This window comes from Limnohabitans sp. DCL3 (assembly GCF_048019295.1).
Lineage (GTDB): Bacteria > Pseudomonadota > Gammaproteobacteria > Burkholderiales > Burkholderiaceae_C > Limnohabitans_A.
Genome location: NZ_CP171842.1, coordinates 3236685 through 3252521, shown reverse-complemented (window position 1 = coordinate 3252521; position 15837 = coordinate 3236685). Strand labels below are relative to the sequence as shown.

The following is a 15837-nucleotide window of genomic DNA, read 5'->3' as shown; positions in this document are numbered from 1 at the left end:
ATTCCTGCTGACTTTCTGATTCAAATGGTTTCGCCGTCCTTGCCACTTTTCCCCCGCCTGATCCATGTGCTGTCCCTCTTTGTGAAGTGGGTCGCGTGGATCTTGTTGTCCGTGGGCCTTGTGCTGGGCATGGGCTGGGCAACCCTGCATTTTTGGATTGTGCCGCGAATCGGCGACCACCGTCCGGCCTTGGAGCGCTTAGCCCAACAAACCCTCGGGGTTCCGGTGCGCATCGGCCACATCTCGGCCGAGTCGACCGGCTGGGCGCCGTCCTTTGAGCTGCGCGACATCACCTTGCTGGACGCGCAGGGGCACCCTGCCCTGCGTCTGCCCAAGGTGTGGATCGCCATCAGCGTGCGCTCGGTCTTGGGCCTGAAATTGGAGCAACTGGTCTTGGATGCACCCGAGCTGGACGTTCAGCTTTTGGCCAATGGCCAATGGCGCATTGCCGGTCTGCACGTGACCCAGAGCACCCATGGCGACAACGCGCTCACCGATTGGCTGTTCGCGCAGCGTGAAGTGATTGTGCGTGGCGGCACCTTGCACTGGCGCCAAGAACGCCCATCCACCTCTGCACGCACTGACACACCCGAGACCTTGTCACTGCGCGATGTCGATGTGGTGTTGCGCAACTCGGCCAGACACCACGATGTGCGCATGGACGCCAGCCCACCCGACGCGGTTGGCCAACGTTTCGTCACCATGGGGCGCTTCAAGCGCCAATTGCTGTCCCTGCATCCGGGCCGATGGGCCGACTGGACTGGGCAGGTGTATGCCTACTTTCCGCACGCCGATCTGGCCCAGCTCAGTCCGCACTGGCCGGTCAACATTCAGGTGAGCGACGGGCAAGGCAGCCTGCGCATGTGGCACGACGTGATCCAAGGGCAATGGGCTGGTGGCCTGGCCGATGTCCAACTCCGCCAGCTCAAGGCAACTTGGGCACCCGATAAAGCCCCACTGGGTTTTGACCGCTTGTCTGGACGTTTGGCCGCCAAAGTCAGCCCACTGGGCTTCGAAGTCTCCACGCAGCAACTGGCATTTGTGAGCGATCAAGGCTTGGTTTGGCCGGGTGGCAACGTTTCTGTGAGCGTCAACCACCCTGAGGGCAACGCCCCTGCGCGCGGTCATCTGCAAGCCGATCAGCTTGACCTGGCAGCCCTGCGTGAGATCGCATTGCGCCTGCCTTTGCCCGAGACATGGCGACAGGGCATACAACAACAAACCGTCACGGGCCAAGTGGATGCGCTGCAATGGCGCTGGCAAGGTGATTGGGACAAGCCCCTCACCTACGACGCCCAAATTGCACTGCGAAACCTCTCGACCCCCAAGTCCGAGGCGACCGCATCCCATCCCAGCACGCGCTGGCCGGGCGTGCAGGGCGCGCAAGTCAAACTCAACCTGAACCAAGACAGCGGCCGCATCGATCTGAACATGGGTGCCAATGGGGCCATTTTTTTACCCGGTGTTTTGGATGAGCCCGAGGTGCGTGTGCAAAGCTTGCAGGCACGGGCCATGCTCAAACACGAGGCCGGACAGTGGCACCTGCCCGAATGGAAACTGCAGCTGAGCAACGCAGACTTGCAAGGCGAGTGGCAAGGCCAATGGCATCCCGCCGTGCTTGGCGAGGGGCCTGGCACCTTGGATTTGCAAGGCAAGATCAAACAAGTCCACGCCTCTCGTGCTTACCGCTACCTGCCCCAAGCGTTGTCCAAGGACGTGCGCCAATATGTGCGCGACGCTTTGCGCAAAGGGGTGTATTCAGATGTCCAGATCAAGGTCAAAGGTGACTTGGCCAAACTGCCCTTTGCCAACCCCCAAGACGGCGAGTTCCGATTCGCCGGGCGCATCCAAGATGTGGAACTCGATTACTGGCCCGCCACCATGCAACCGCCCCAAAGCCTGCCATGGCCGCGCCTGCACCAGCTGACGGGCCAGCTGGTCTTTGACCGCCTGAGCATGAAGCTGAGCAAGGCTTCCGCACGGCTGGATGATGCGCGAACGGGCCTTGTTTTGAACGAGGGCGAGGTCGAGATCGCCAACATGGCCCATGCGGCCGTGTTGAACGTGGCGGCTGAAAACAAAGGTCCCGCCCATCAAGTGCTGGGCTTGGTGCAAAAGTCACCCCTGGATGCCCTGCTGTCAGGGGCCTTGCGCCAAACACAGGCCACAGGGAACGTGCAAACCCGCTTCAAGTTGACAGTGCCCTTGCTCAACCCGACCCAAACCAAGGTTCAAGGCACGGTGACACTGGCCGGCAACGATGTGCGCGTGACACCCGAGACACCCCTGTTGGAAAAACTCCAGGGCAGCGTGCAATGGTCCGAATCGGGCTTCAGTTTCAGTGGCGCGCAAGCGCGGATGCTGGGCGGCCCGGTGCGCATCGAGGGCGGCATGCGGCCCATGCCCGGCAGCGCCGGGTCAGAGGGCAACCCACTCGGTTTGCAGCTGCGTGTAGAAGGTCAAGTCAGCGCGGAAGGGCTGCGACAAGCCAAAGAGCTGGCGCCCCTGAATGAGTGGGCCCAACACGCCAGTGGCGCAAGCAGCTACAGCGCTCAGCTGGGCTGGCGACAAGGAAAGCCCGAGTTCACACTGCAAAGCCAACTGGAGGGCTTGGCCCTGAATTTGCCTGCACCCTTGGGCAAATCGGCCGCAGCCCTCACACCCCTGTCTTTGCGCACACGGGTGACTGGCTCAGGCGCTGGGCTGCGGGAACAACTGCAAATGGAATGGGGCAACACGGCCTCGGCCCACTATGTGCGGGACCTGTCGGGCGCAGTGCCTGTGGTGCTGCGGGGCAGTTTGACTTTGGGTTTGCCTGCCGCTCAAGCGCCGGCCTTGCCCGCCGCAGGGGTGAGCGCCACGGTGGCGGTCGACAACCTGACGCTGGACGATTGGCAAAGCCTGCTGCCCCATGACGCCGTCTCCGCGACACGCCCAGCCAACCCCTTGGCCAGCGGCTGGCAAGCCTATGCGCCAACACGCATTGGCCTGCAAGCCAACAGCATCCAAGCCGACGGCCGCACCTTGCACCAGGTGGTTGCAGGCGGCTTGCGTGAAGGGAACACGTGGCGCGTGAACGTCGATGCCCGCGAACTCAACGGCCATGTGGTTTACCGCCAGCCTTCCGGCGATCAGTTGGGCCACCTGTACGCGCGCTTGTCGCGACTGAACTTGCCGCCCTCGAGCGTGTCCGATGTCGAAGGCCTGCTTGAGAGCCCACCCCTTCATTTGCCGGCGTTGGACATCGTCGTGGACCAACTCGAGTTGCGGGGCAAGAAACTCGGTCGAGTCGAAATTGAAGCCCTGAACTCCGAACAACCCAAGGCTCGCAACAGAGTGGCGGCCGAGTGGCAGTTGAGCAAACTCAACATCACCTTGCCCGAAGCCACTTTGCGCAGCACCGGGCGCTGGCTCAAAACCGCCGAAGGGAGCACCCAGCGCAAAACAGAAATGAACTTCAAATTGGAGGTCTCTGATGCCGGCGCATTGCTGACCCGCTTGGGCACGCCCAATGCGCTGCGGGGCGGCTCGGGCCAACTCGAGGGCCAAGTGTCCTGGCAAGGCTCACCCTTGGCGCTGCACTACCCCAGCCTGTCAGGGCAATTTGGCGTGACGATGGGTCGCGGGCAGTTCCTCAAGGCCGATGCGGGGGTGGCCAAGTTGCTCGGCGTCTTGAGCCTGCAAGCTTTGCCACGTCGCTTGTTGCTGGATTTTCGTGACGTGTTCTACGAAGGTTTCGCGTTTGACTCGGTGCGTGGGGATGTCACCATTGACCAAGGCATCGCCCAAACGCGCAACCTGCAGATCAAGGGCGTCAATGCCCTGGTCCAGCTCGACGGCTCGGCCGACATCGCCCAAGAAACGCAAAAATTACGGGCGGTGATCTTGCCTTCGCTCGACGCCGGAACGGCCTCACTGGTGGCAGGCATTGCGGTCAATCCCGTGGTGGGCCTGACGGCATTTTTGGCGCAATTGTTTTTACAAAAACCCTTGATCAAGGTCAACACCCAAGAGTTCTTGATCGATGGCAGCTGGGCAGAACCACGGGTGACCAAAGTGCACGGTGACGGGAAACCCTCTGCCGCTGACCACACCCCGCCTTGAACCGCATGAGCCCGCATGACGCCCCTGGCCCGATGACGTTCAGGCAACAGCTTGTGCACCAGGTTCGCGCCAAACTCGACGAATCCCTGCCTTGGGGTTCGGGTCGCCGCTCCTTATGGGCCGCACTGATCGCCCTGGTGTTGGCCGTTTTGGTCACACTGGTTTGGCTGGCCGGGCGCTACGAAGCCAGTCAGGTGCAAGCTGAACTGGAGCGCGACACCGCCAACGCGGTGGGTGATTTGCGGGGGGGGCTGTCGCGCCAAATACAGGCCCTGCAAGCGCTGCAGTCCGGGCATTTTTCACCCACCGAGTGGGCGCCCAGAGCGCTGGCATTGCTGCGCGATCACAGGGACTGGTTGCGCGTGGAGTGGCGTGACACATCATGGCGGCTGCACGCCTTTGCCGACTCGCCTTTGCGAGCGCCCGCATTTGAGCGCATTGCTCGCGCTGAAGTCCTCAACGAAGCAAGCCAGGCCTGCCAAAGGGCCAAGCGGCTCAATGGCGCAGCCTATTCCAGCACGTATTTTTTGCCACAAAGAGATGGTTTGGGCATGGAGGTGATGGAGTTGTGTCTGCCGGTGACGCAAACCGGCAACTTGATGGGCTACATGGTGGTGACCTACAGCCTGCAGGAATTGCTGATCGAGCGGCTGGGCGCCACCTTTGGGCGCAAAAACGAGTTGTCTTTCATCGAACCCGACGGGACACGGCTGGCCATCGCCGGCACCCAACGGCGCGAGCAGCGGGTCTTCACCAGCCAACAGCTCGTCGACTTGCCCGGCAACACCTTGCTGCTGCGCATGGATGGCCGCCGCGGTGCACCGGACTTGTTCCCCAATGTGCTGACCGCCTTGGTCACGGGCATGTCGATCGCACTCATCACGGTGATGGTGCTGCTCACCAAAGATGCCCGAAGACGCCAAAAAGCCGAACGGGATTTGGCCGAAGCTTTGGCGTTTCGCAAAGCCATGGAGGACTCGCTGGTCACCGGACTTCGCGCCCGCGACCTGCAAGGCTGCATCACCTATGTGAATCCGGCTTTTTGCCAAATGGTGGGCTGGGAGGCCGACGCGCTGATCGGGAAAAATGCACCCATGCCCTATTGGCCCCCCGAGATGGTGGACGAATACCAGCAAAGACAGGCCATCCGCATGGCCGGCAATGTGCCCCCAAGAGAGGGTTTTGAATCGGTGTTCATGCGGCAAGACGGGGAACGCTTTCCGGTGCTCATCATCGAAGCCCCGCTGATCAGTGTGCAAGGCGAGCAGACCGGCTGGATGGGGGCCGTGATCGACATCAGTGAGCAGCGGCGCATTGAGGAAGTCTCACGCGCCAGTCAAGAACGACTCCAAGCCACCGCCCGCTTGGCCACGGTGGGTGAAATGGCCTCCTTGCTCAGCCATGAGCTGAACCAGCCACTGGCCGCCATTGCCAGCTACGCCAACGGCTCGCTCAACCTGCTGCAAGACCCGCTCGCGGTGCCGCAAACCCTGGACGATGTGCACATGGCACTGCGCCGCATTGCCGAGCAAGCGGAACGGGCCGGTCGCGTCATCAACAGCGTGCACGACTTTGTGCGCCGACGTGACCAAAGCCGTGAGCCGGTTCCCCCCCAAGCCCTGCTCGATGCCGTGGCCCCTTTGATGAACCTGCAAGCGCGCAAATTGCAAGTGCGGGTGCAGATGCAGGTGGCGGCCAACCTGCCGCCCGTTTGGTGCGACCGGACCATGGTTGAACAAGTTTTGCTGAATTTGGCGCGCAATGGCATGCAGGCCATGGACACGCCGCAATGCCGTGACCGGGTCTTGCTGCTGCAGGTGCAACGGGCCCAGCCTGAGGCGGTAGATGCCGGGATTGAGTTTGCTGTGACCGATCTGGGCGCAGGCATTGACACCGATGTGGCAACGCAGTTGTTCAACCCGTTCTTCACCACCAAAGCCGAGGGCATGGGGCTGGGACTGAGCCTGTGCCGCACCGTGGTGGAGCAGCATGGCGGCCAATTGGAGTTCGAAGCGTTGCGCCCCAAAGGCACCGTGTTCCGCTTCACCTTGCCGGTGGCCAACAGCCAGCACAACGCCGAGGCCCACCCACCCAAGGCCTAAAATCGCAGCATGCAACTTCCTTTTGACAGCATGGTCTACATCGTGGACGACGACATCGGCGTGCGCGAAGGCATGGCTTGGTTGCTGCGCACACGACGCTTGTTGAGCGAGTCTTACGGCAGCGCAGAGGCCTTTTGGGACATGCTGCAAAGCACATTGCTCAGTGCGCGGCCCGCGGGAGCGACTTGGCCGTCGACCTTGCCCTTGCCGCTGGCCTTGCCCCGGCAAGCGGGCTGCATTTTGCTGGACGTGCGCATGCCCGGCATGAGCGGTCTGGCCTTGTTTGAGCAACTCCAAAGCATCGGCATCGCGCAAACGTGGCCTGTGATTTTTTTGACCGGCCATGCCGACGTGCCCACGGCCGTGGACAGCGTCAAGCGAGGGGCCTTCGACTTTTGCGAAAAGCCATTTTCTGACAACGCCCTCGTTGACCGCGTTGAACAAGCCCTGCTGTTGTCACAAGAACGCCTGACGGCGCGCACGCAACAAGCTTTTTTGCAATCGCGCTTGGGGGAGTTGACCGAACGCGAACGCGATGTGATGCGCTTGGTGGTGGAGGGCCTGCCCAATAAGCTGATCGCCGACCAACTCGACATCAGCGTGCGCACCGTCGAAGTGCACCGCTCGCGGGTGTTTGACAAGATGGAGGTCAAATCCGCCGTGGAGTTGGCCAATTTATTGCGGACACTGACATGAGCCGCAATACCGCCAACCGCCTGCACACATGGGCTCGCACGGGCCTGGGCATCCTGCTCACGGGCTTGGCGCTCCTCATGGCGGGCTGCTCTTCGGCCCCTGTGCTGACCCATCAGCAGCCAGCGCCTACCCCTGCGCCAGTGAAGGCATCTGCCCCCGAGCCTGCGGGGCACAACACGGCCGCGCCCAACGATTACCACCCCCAGCGCAACGACTTGGCCTTGTTCGCCCTGTCCTTGCTCGACACGCCCTACAGCTGGGGCGGTCGTGGGCCCGCCACAGGATTTGACTGCTCAGGTTTGGTCTCGCATGTGTACCGCGAAGCCGCGGGTTTGCCTGTGCGCGGCAGCTCGGCCGATTTGGGCAAAAAAACCCGCCCCGTGGACCGGTCGCGCATCCAACCGGGCGATTTGTTGTTCTTCAACACCTTGGGCGCGCGCCATTCGCATGTGGGCATTTATGTCGGGGGAGGCCGCTTTGTGCACGCCAGCAACCCCAAAACAGGCGTTCGGATGGACCAACTGAGCAACCGCTATTACGCGCAGCGCTTTGAAGGGGCGGGCACGCTGCTGGACTGATGCTACCTGTGCGTGTCACGCTCAGGGCGCTTTGTCCCCAGGCTCTTTGGGTTCGGATGGGGGCAGCTCGCCGTTTTTGCGCCCCGAAAACATGGTCCACCACACGATCACGACGAACACCAGCAAGGCCAACAAGGCTTCCAGCAAAATAAGCGCCATGAACACGTTCCCATTTCTTGGTTTGCGCCGGACGGCCTCCAGCGGTTTGATCGCAGCGATTGTAGGCAGCCTCGTGGCCTGCTCGGTCGCGCCCATCGTGGAAGAACCCGAAGCACCACGGTCATCCAGCCCCCCCCCGGCAGCCAGCGCAACCCCGCTCGACACAGGCCCCTTGCCGCCGGTGATCACACAAGCCAAAAGCCGCTGGGTTCCCGTGCCTTGGTCGGACTTGCCGGGCCTAGAGACCGATGACCTCAAAGAAGCCTGGCCCGCCTGGTTGCAAAGTTGCACACGCCCGGGGCCCGTTTGGGCGGCGTTGTGCCCTGAAATCCGGCAATTGGCCGGAGCCGATGCCGCAGTACAGCGGCAATGGGTACGGCAAAAGTTGCAAGCCTATCGGGTGGAATCGCCCACACCCGCTGGCAACGGCTTGTTGACCGCCTATTACGAACCCGTGCTGAACGCCCATCGGCAAGCCCGGCCGGGTTTCAATGTGCCGCTGTATGCCCCTCCCACTCAGCTGCAAACGCGCAAACCTTGGTACACCCGCCAAGAGATGGAGACCCTGCCCGCTGCCCGCGCCGCATTGCGGGGGAAAGAGCTGGTGTACCTGGCCGATCCGGTGGACGCCATGGTGTTGCACATCCAAGGCTCGGGCCTGATCAACGTGACCGAGCGCGATGGCCGCCAACGCCTGGTGCGCCTGGCCTTTGCCGGCACCAACGATCAACCCTACAAAAGCATTGGCCGCTGGTTGCTGGACCAAAACCTGGTCCGCGACGCTTCTTGGCCCGGCATCAAGGCCTGGATTGACCGCAACCCCTCGCGGGTCAACGAGTTGCTGTGGCAAAACCCGCGCGTGGTGTTCTTCAAGGAAGAAACACTGCCCGCAGGCGTGGTGCCACCAGGCCCCAAAGGTGCGCAAGGCGTGCCCCTCACCGCAGGTCGATCGATCGCGGTGGACCGGGGCAGCATTCCTTATGGCACCCCCGTTTGGTTGAAGTCCAACGGTCCCCAAACCAATTTGGACCGTTTGGTCTTGGCCCAAGACACCGGCACCGCCATCGTGGGTGCCGTCCGGGCCGACTATTACGCAGGCTCTGGACCCGAAGCGGGTGAATTGGCCGGGCGGGTGAAACAGCCCTTGCAACTGTGGGCCTTGTGGCCGCGCTGATCTGGGGGCCTGTGACCGGATGACTTTGACCTGCCGCCCCGGTTGCGCCGCTTGCTGCACCGCCCCATCCATCTCTTCGTCCATCCCCGGCATGCCCCAAGGCAAACCCGCGGGGGTGCCCTGCGTGCAACTTGACGCGCAACTGCGCTGCAAAATTTTTGGGCAACCCGCGCGGCCTGCGGTGTGCGGTCAGCTGCAAGCCTCGGTGGAGATGTGTGGGGCTGTTGCCGATGGCGGCGTGCATGCACGCGCTTGGCTGATGCGGTTGGAGGAATTGACGCGGCCCAACTCTTGAATGACCAATAAAGTCTCCAACAAGTCATCCCCCCACCCCGCTTGCCGCTAAGCTGAGCACCTTTTGCTGACCCTCGGAGCACGACCATGGCGTTTGAGATTCCTTCCTTGAAAGACAGCGTTCACCCCGACGAATGGCAGCTGCGGCTGGACTTGGCCGCGTGCTACCGCCTGGTCGCGTTATACGGCTGGAGCGACTTGGTGTTCACCCACATCAGCGTCAAGTTGCCGCATTCGGTGGCGGGCGATGACCACCAGTTTTTGATCAACCCCTACGGCCTGATGTTCGACGAGATCACCGCGTCCAGCCTGGTGAAGGTGGACATGCAATGCAACAAGCTGCACGACAGCCCTTTCCCGGTCAACCCTGCAGGGTTTGTGATCCACAGCGCGGTGCACGAGGCGCGGCCCGATGCCGGCTGCGTGTTGCACACCCACACCCGAGCTGGGGTGGCGGTGAGCGCACAAGCGCATGGCGTGTTGCCCATCAGCCAGCAGAGCACGTTTGTGCTGGCTTCGCTGGCCTACCATGGCTACGAGGGCGTGGCCATTCGCGATGACGAAAAGCTGCGCTTGCAAGCCGATTTGGGCGCGGCCAATTTCCTGATGCTGCGCAACCATGGCTTGCTCACCGTGGGCAAAACCATTGCCGACGCGTTCTTGTCGATGTACACCTTCGAGAACACCTGCCGCATCCAGGTGGATGCACTGGCCGGGCAGTCGGGCCCGCAAAACCTGACGGCAGTGGACCCGCAAATTTTGACCGGTGTGGCCACCGCCATGCGGGTGCAAACCGGGGGCTTGGGCGGCGCGTTTGTTTGGCCTTCGCTGCTGCGCAAGCTTGAGCGCGAAAGCCCCGATTACACCCAATAAGGACCCCATGCGCTCTTTGTTTGAACCCTGCCAAGTCGGCAGCATCGCTTTGGCCTCACGCATCGTGATGGCCCCACTCACCCGCAACCGCGCACCAGGCTCGCTGGCCAACGCCCGCATGGCCACCTATTACCGCCAGCGCGCCAACCCGGCCACGGGGGCGGGGCTCATCGTCACCGAAGCCACGGCCATCAGCCACCAAGGCCAGGGCTACGCCGATGTGCCCGGCATCTGGAACGATGCGCAAGTGGCCTCTTGGAAGCAGGTCACCGACGCCGTGCACGCCGAAGGCGGCAAGATCGTGGTGCAGCTGTGGCATGTGGGCCGTGTCTCGCACACCAGCTTGCAGCCCGGTGGCGCAGCGCCTGTGGCGCCTTCGGCCCTGACAGCCCAAACCAAGACCGTGCTGCTGGTGGACGGCCAAGCCCAATTTGAGCCCGTGTCCGCGCCGCGTGCGCTCGAGGCGGCCGAGCTGCCAAGCATCGTGCAAGACTACCGCTGCGCTGCGGCCAATGCGATGGCCGCCGGATTTGACGGTGTGGAAGTGCACGCGGCCAATGGCTATTTGATCGACCAGTTTTTGCGCAGCAGCAGCAACCACCGCACGGACCTGTATGGCGGCTCGGTCGAGAACCGCGCCCGCTTTTTGCGCGAAGTGATGCAGGCCATCGTGGCCGAGATCGGTGGCCCGCGCACGGGCATCCGCCTCTCACCCGTGACACCCGCGAACGGGGTGAGCGACGACCAGCCTCAGCCTTTATTTGAGCATGTGGCGCGTTTGTTGGCCCCAATGGACTTGGCTTTTGTGCATGTGATCGAAGGCTCCACGGGCGCGGCACGCGACCACCAACAAGGCGACAAACCCTTTGACTACGTCGCTTTGCGCCAGGCCTACGCCCAAGCGGGCGGACGCGGCGCATGGATGCTGAACAACGGCTACGACCTGCGCTTGGCCGATCAGTCTCTGGCCCGCGGTGCGGACCTGATTGCTTTCGGCCGCCCCTTCATTGCCAACCCGGATTTGGGCGCACGCTTGAAACAAGGCGGCCCTTTCAACACGCCCGACCGCGCCACCTTTTACGGTGGTGGCGATGCGGGGTACACCGATTACCCGTGCCTTGAACAGGCTTGAAGCAAAGGGCGCGTTTCAGCCCAAGCCAATGGGTGAAGGGGCTCTTGTGACGATCATGCTGAAAAGTTTTTCAAACGCTTGCGCTGGGGGGTAGTGCCCCGTGAGCGGGTCGGCATTTTCGGCAAAGGCCTCATCGAGCGTCTGGATCTCTTGCGCTGAAAAACACCGTTCGACTTCGGGCAGGATGACGGACTCCTCCAGGCTCATGTGTTCCAGATAAAAGTCGATGTATTGCTCCATCGCCACCTCGAAAGCCACGCGTTTGCTCGGACCCAAAAGCTCCCAGGACAGGAGCAGGTGTTGCAGATCGCGCGCAGCCTTTTCGCTGTGCACATGATCCCGCTCCAGTTTGTCCACGGCCCCCATGACGTGAGGCGCCAATTTGACGATCTTGGTGAACAGCAGATGGGATTCTTTGGGATGGTGCAGGCGCTCCGGGAATTCGTCGATGTAGAACAGCATGCTGCGCAACACATCGAAGAATTTGCGCGGATCGTCCACAGGTCCCATCCGAACCATGAGCCGCATGGATTTGAGCATGGCGGCCAAGCTGGCGTGCTCGTCGCGGATGATCTGAAGGGCGCTGAGGGCTTGCATATTGCGTTTTCTGAAGTGATGGCATTCACTTTGCCCCTGTGAGCGATTGCACGCCATGACACATGTCAAAAAATAGGCATTCAGGCCTTCACGGTTTCCAACGCTTGAGCAGTAAAGCATTGGCCATCACGCTCACCGAGCTGAGCGCCATGGCCGCGCCCGCCATCATGGGGTTGAGGTAACCCAGAGCGGCCAAAGGGATGCCCGCCACGTTGTAGGCAAAAGCCCAAAACAGGTTCTGCCGGATCTTGGCGACGGTGCGGGCCGAGATGTCGAACGCAGCGCCCACCAGCGCGACGTCGCCACGCATGAGCGTGATGCCTGCGGCATGCATGGCCACATCGGTGCCGTTGCCCATGGCCATGCCGACATCGGCAGCGGCCAAGGCGGGCGCGTCGTTCACCCCGTCACCCACCATGGCCACCACCTGACCACCCCTGCGCAGTTTTTGGACCTGCGCCGACTTGTCACCAGGCAGCACATCGGCCAACACCTCGCCCGTTTCGGGGCGCAAGCCCAAGCGGCGCGCCATGGCCTCAGCAGCCGCTTGGTTGTCACCCGAAATCATCACCAGCTTCAGGCCACGATCGCGCAGGGCAGCCAAGGCTTGCGCAGCGCCCGCTTTGGGTTCATCGCCAAAACCCATGAGCAGCAGGGCCTGCAAACCTGCATCGGTGCGCTGGGCCAAGGCCGAGAGGCTCGCGCCTTGCGCGCGCAAAGTGTCAATCTCTGACGACCAGTTGCCAATGTCCAAGCCTTCTTCTTGCAGCCAACGCAAACTGCCCAGCAGCAGCTGCTTGCCGTCCACATGGGCCATCACGCCTTTGCCCGGCACCGCTAGCAAGTCTTGTGCTGTGGGGCCTGACAGGCCTTGGGCTTGCGCCGCGCTGACCACTGCGCGCGCCAAAGGGTGTTCACTGCCGCTTTGCACGCGTGCGGCCAAAGCCAGCGCCCCTTGGGCATCGACGCCTGGTGCGGGCACATGGGCCAGCAAGCGCGGTTGACCGACCGTGAGCGTACCGGTTTTGTCAAAGGCCACGGTTTGCACGCGGTGCGCCAGCTCCAGCGCCTGCACGTCTTTGATCAAGATGCCGTGTTTGGCCGCTACACCCGTGCCCGCCATGATGGCCACGGGCGTGGCCAAACCCAGGGCGCAAGGGCAGGCAATGACCAGCACGGCCACCGCGTGAATCAGGGCTGTTTCAAAGTCGGCCCCCACCGCCATCCACGCACCCAAGGTGAGCAAGGCGATCAACAGCACCACGGGCACAAACACTTGGGCCACTTGGTCCACCAGCCGCTGAATGGGCGCTTTGGCCGCTTGTGCATCTTCCACCAAGCGGATGATGTGCGAGAGCACGGTTTCATGGCCCACAGCGGTCACACGCATGCGCACACGCCCTTCGCCATTGATGGCGCCGCCGGTCAAAGCCGCACCCGGTGCTTTGGCCACGGGCAGGGGCTCGCCGGTCAGCATGGATTCGTCCACCTGGGTTTGGCCTTCGACCAGTTCGCCGTCCAGCGGAAAACGCTCACCGGGGCGTACGACGATTTGGTCACCCACCAATATTTCATCCACCGGCACATCCAGCTCGCCTTCTTCGCCAAGCCAATGCACGATGCCCGGACGCAGGGCGTGCAAGGCACGAATCGCCTCGGTGGTCTGGCGCTTGGCTCGCGTTTCCAGCCATTTGCCGAGCATCACCAAGGTGATGACCACGGCCGAGCCCTCAAAGTACAAATGCGGCGCGTGCCCGGCCTGCGCCGTGAGCCACAACCAAACCGACAAGGCCCAACCTGCGGTGGTACCCAGAGACACCAGCAAATCCATGTTGCCCGTGAGCGCCTTCAGCGCATGCCAGCCCGCTTTGTAAAAGCGTGCGCCCAGCACGAACTGTACGGGTGTGGCCAAGGCAAATTGCAACCAAGCAGGCAGCATCCAGTGCGCCCCCCACAACGCGGCCAGCATGGGCAAAACCAAGGGCATGGTCAACAACAGGCCCACGCCGACGGGCATGAACCCTGCCCAAGGTGATGCACGGCTTGCATCGGTTTGTGCTTCGGGTGTGCGCGGTTCATAACCCGCATCGCGCACCACACGGCGCAGACGTGCGTCGGTCACCTCATTGGTGGCCACTTCGATGCGGGCCGATTCTGTGGCCAGGTTGACCGTGGCGCTGAGCACACCGGGCGTTTTTTTGAAGGCCTTTTCGACCCGTGCCACACACGAAGCACAGGTCATGCCACCGATGCCGATGTCATAGATGATGGGGATTTCGTTCTTGATCTGTGTCATGGCGTGCAGCACTTTTTGGTCTATGCTCAGATCTGACCCCAACGGGTCGTGTTCAGTTCATTGGAGAGCATGCATCATGAACCAAATTTTCACCGTCGAAGGCATGACGTGTGGCCACTGCGAAAAAGCAGTGACCAACGCTTTATTGTCATTGGATGCACAGGCCAAGGTTGTGATCGACCGCACACACAACAGCGTGCAAGTGGATTCAGAAAAAAGCCGTGAAACTTTGGCTCAGGCCATTGCCGATGAAGGTTACCGAGTCACCGCTTGAATTTTTACCCACTCAGGAGTTTCACATGACCCAAAACATTGGCAACATCGAACGCATCATCCGCATTGTGGGTGGTCTTGTCTTGATCGTTCTGGCCGCTACAAATACCGTGGGCGTTTGGGGCTGGATCGGCCTGGTGCCTTTGGCGACGGGTTTGACTGGTTGGTGCCCGCCTTACAGCCTGCTGGGCATCAACACTTGCAAAAATAAAACCAACTGATCGATGGCTGATTTTCAAGATTGACACACGTCAATCTTGTGCAAGTTCAACATGGGTAAGCTGTGCGGATGCGCAATCTATCCACACCACCAACTCCGCCACGCGCTGAGCTTTACTTGCCACCCATCTTGCCCTTGTTGAAAGACCAGCCCATGCATTGGCTGGCACTGGGGTTCAAAGATTTAGCGCGTTCGCCGCTGCTGAGCATGATGCACGGTTTGATTTTGGCTTTGTGGGGTGGACTCATCACCTGGCTGGCGCACGACCGTTTTTGGTTGTTGGCCGGCTCTCTGTCTGGTTTCATGGTGATCGCACCCGTTTTGGCCACCAGCTTGTATGCCATGAGCCGGGCCATGGAGCGAGGTGAAAAGGTTGACCTTCAACTGTTGATCAATACGTGGTTGCAATGGCAAATGCGCTTGCGGCATGAAGCCGACAGTTACTGGAGTCTGATCCGCTTTGGTCTCTTGCTCGGCCTTGCCGCAACTGGTTGGGTCATCACTTCGGCCGCCCTGATCACTTTATTGGCACCCACGCCAATTCTCACGCCCATCGATTTCATGCGCCATGTGGTGTTGGCCAAAGAAGGGTATTTGTTTGAAATTTGGTTGGGACTGGGTGCCATGATGGCTGTGCCGATATTTGCTTCCAGTGTGATCTCCATGCCTTTGCTGCTGGACCGTCGTGTGACAGTGCTGCAGGCAGTGCTCACCAGTTGGAAAGCCGTGTTGACCCATCCATTTCAGATGAGTTTGTGGGCATTTCTGATCATGGGTTTTTGCTTGTTGGGCATTGGCTCTTTGTTCATGGGTTTGATTTTGGTCATCCCTATGCTGGGTCACGGCAGTTGGCATGCCTACCGCCAAATGGTGGATGTTTCCAATTTGGGTGAGCGGCTGTGCACCCAGGGTGAAGCGTGATGTTCGGATTCAACGAAGAGCAATTTGCTTGGTTTGGCCTGACCGTTGGTGTTGGGGCCTTCATGCTTTACATGCTGTTCATCATTGGTCAACTGGCTTGGGAGTCCAAAGCTGGCAAATTTGGAACATTTGTAATTTTTTTAGGATTGGCTTTTGGCATGCTGGGTTTTGTGGCCAAAGGGGTCATTCAATGGCTGATTGGGGCTTGAAAACTGGCCGGGATAAACCTGTGGATAAAAACCATGGAAAGTGCAAGTTATCCACAGCTTGGTCTGACTTGGCCAAGTTGTTCATTGCGACGTGACAGCACAAAACCCAACTCACGCACACCCTTGAAAATAGGATAAGTGCATGTCAATGCTCAACAAAAACGACTTGTGCACAGATTTGGCCATGCTTTACTACTACGACTATTTAA

At 61.0% G+C, this 15837-nt stretch carries 15 protein-coding genes; 12 read left to right on the top strand and 3 right to left on the bottom strand.

Annotated elements, in window-relative coordinates:
* Positions 1 to 39 precede the first annotated feature (39 nt).
* Genes ACHEXK_RS14960 through ACHEXK_RS14945 form a run of 4 tightly spaced genes read left to right on the top strand, consistent with a single transcriptional unit; the run spans position 40 to position 7480 of the window.
* On the top strand, positions 40 to 4104 hold the full coding sequence (locus ACHEXK_RS14960) for a YhdP family protein (RefSeq protein ID WP_416547102.1): 4065 nt from the start codon (positions 40 to 42) through the stop codon (positions 4102 to 4104).
* Positions 4105 to 4109: 5 nt separating this feature from the next.
* On the top strand, positions 4110 to 6206 hold the full coding sequence (locus ACHEXK_RS14955; RefSeq protein WP_416547101.1) for a sensor histidine kinase: 2097 nt from the start codon (positions 4110 to 4112) through the stop codon (positions 6204 to 6206).
* A 9-nt stretch (positions 6207 to 6215) separates the two neighbouring features.
* Entirely contained in the window at positions 6216 to 6902 is a 687-nt protein-coding gene (locus ACHEXK_RS14950) for a response regulator transcription factor (RefSeq protein WP_416547100.1), read from the top strand.
* Positions 6899 to 7480 carry a C40 family peptidase gene (locus ACHEXK_RS14945; RefSeq protein ID WP_416547099.1) on the top strand — a complete coding sequence of 194 codons (582 nt, stop codon included), beginning with the start codon at positions 6899 to 6901 and terminating at the stop codon, positions 7478 to 7480. Before ACHEXK_RS14950 ends, ACHEXK_RS14945 begins: the two co-directional genes overlap by 4 nt.
* A gap of 21 nt (positions 7481 to 7501) precedes the next feature.
* Here ACHEXK_RS14945 and ACHEXK_RS14940 read toward each other — a convergent pair whose 3' ends face one another.
* Positions 7502 to 7639, bottom strand: coding sequence for a hypothetical protein (locus tag ACHEXK_RS14940; RefSeq protein ID WP_416547098.1), 138 nt, complete (start codon positions 7637 to 7639; stop codon positions 7502 to 7504).
* On the opposite strand from ACHEXK_RS14940, the gene ACHEXK_RS14935 reads away from it, so the two are divergent.
* From ACHEXK_RS14935 to ACHEXK_RS14920, 4 genes are all read left to right on the top strand, one after another.
* Positions 7638 to 8813, top strand: coding sequence for a murein transglycosylase A (locus ACHEXK_RS14935; protein WP_416547097.1), 1176 nt, complete (start codon positions 7638 to 7640; stop codon positions 8811 to 8813). The genes ACHEXK_RS14940 and ACHEXK_RS14935 overlap by 2 nt on opposite strands.
* A gap of 19 nt (positions 8814 to 8832) precedes the next feature.
* Positions 8833 to 9108 (top strand): YkgJ family cysteine cluster protein, encoded by a 276-nt coding sequence (locus tag ACHEXK_RS14930; RefSeq protein WP_416547096.1) that lies wholly within the window; start codon positions 8833 to 8835, stop codon positions 9106 to 9108.
* 86 nt (positions 9109 to 9194) lie between these two features.
* Positions 9195 to 9980 (top strand): class II aldolase/adducin family protein, encoded by a 786-nt coding sequence (locus ACHEXK_RS14925; RefSeq protein ID WP_416547095.1) that lies wholly within the window; start codon positions 9195 to 9197, stop codon positions 9978 to 9980.
* A 7-nt stretch (positions 9981 to 9987) separates the two neighbouring features.
* Positions 9988 to 11112: an alkene reductase gene (locus ACHEXK_RS14920; RefSeq protein WP_416547094.1), complete on the top strand. Its 1125-nt coding sequence runs from the start codon at positions 9988 to 9990 to the stop codon at positions 11110 to 11112.
* 15 nt (positions 11113 to 11127) lie between these two features.
* Here the strand turns inward: ACHEXK_RS14920 and ACHEXK_RS14915 are convergent, their stop codons facing one another.
* On the bottom strand, positions 11128 to 11709 hold the full coding sequence (locus ACHEXK_RS14915; RefSeq protein ID WP_416547092.1) for a hemerythrin domain-containing protein: 582 nt from the start codon (positions 11707 to 11709) through the stop codon (positions 11128 to 11130).
* Positions 11710 to 11797: 88 nt separating this feature from the next.
* Positions 11798 to 14005 (bottom strand): heavy metal translocating P-type ATPase, encoded by a 2208-nt coding sequence (locus ACHEXK_RS14910; RefSeq protein WP_416547090.1) that lies wholly within the window; start codon positions 14003 to 14005, stop codon positions 11798 to 11800.
* Between the two features lie 76 nt (positions 14006 to 14081).
* Here ACHEXK_RS14910 and ACHEXK_RS14905 point away from each other — a divergent pair, with 76 nt between their 5' ends.
* The 4 genes from ACHEXK_RS14905 to ACHEXK_RS14890 all read left to right on the top strand — a co-directional run bounded on the left by ACHEXK_RS14905 (position 14082) and on the right by ACHEXK_RS14890 (position 15628).
* Positions 14082 to 14279 (top strand): heavy-metal-associated domain-containing protein, encoded by a 198-nt coding sequence (locus tag ACHEXK_RS14905; protein WP_416547088.1) that lies wholly within the window; start codon positions 14082 to 14084, stop codon positions 14277 to 14279.
* 25 nt (positions 14280 to 14304) lie between these two features.
* A complete protein-coding gene (locus ACHEXK_RS14900; RefSeq protein WP_416547086.1) occupies positions 14305 to 14499 on the top strand; it encodes a DUF2892 domain-containing protein in 195 nt (64 codons plus the stop codon).
* Positions 14500 to 14567: 68 nt separating this feature from the next.
* A complete protein-coding gene (locus tag ACHEXK_RS14895) occupies positions 14568 to 15419 on the top strand; it encodes a DUF2189 domain-containing protein (protein WP_416547084.1) in 852 nt (283 codons plus the stop codon).
* Positions 15419 to 15628: a DUF2788 domain-containing protein gene (locus ACHEXK_RS14890; protein ID WP_416547083.1), complete on the top strand. Its 210-nt coding sequence runs from the start codon at positions 15419 to 15421 to the stop codon at positions 15626 to 15628. Before ACHEXK_RS14895 ends, ACHEXK_RS14890 begins: the two co-directional genes overlap by 1 nt.
* The last annotated feature ends 209 nt before the right edge of the window (positions 15629 to 15837 follow it).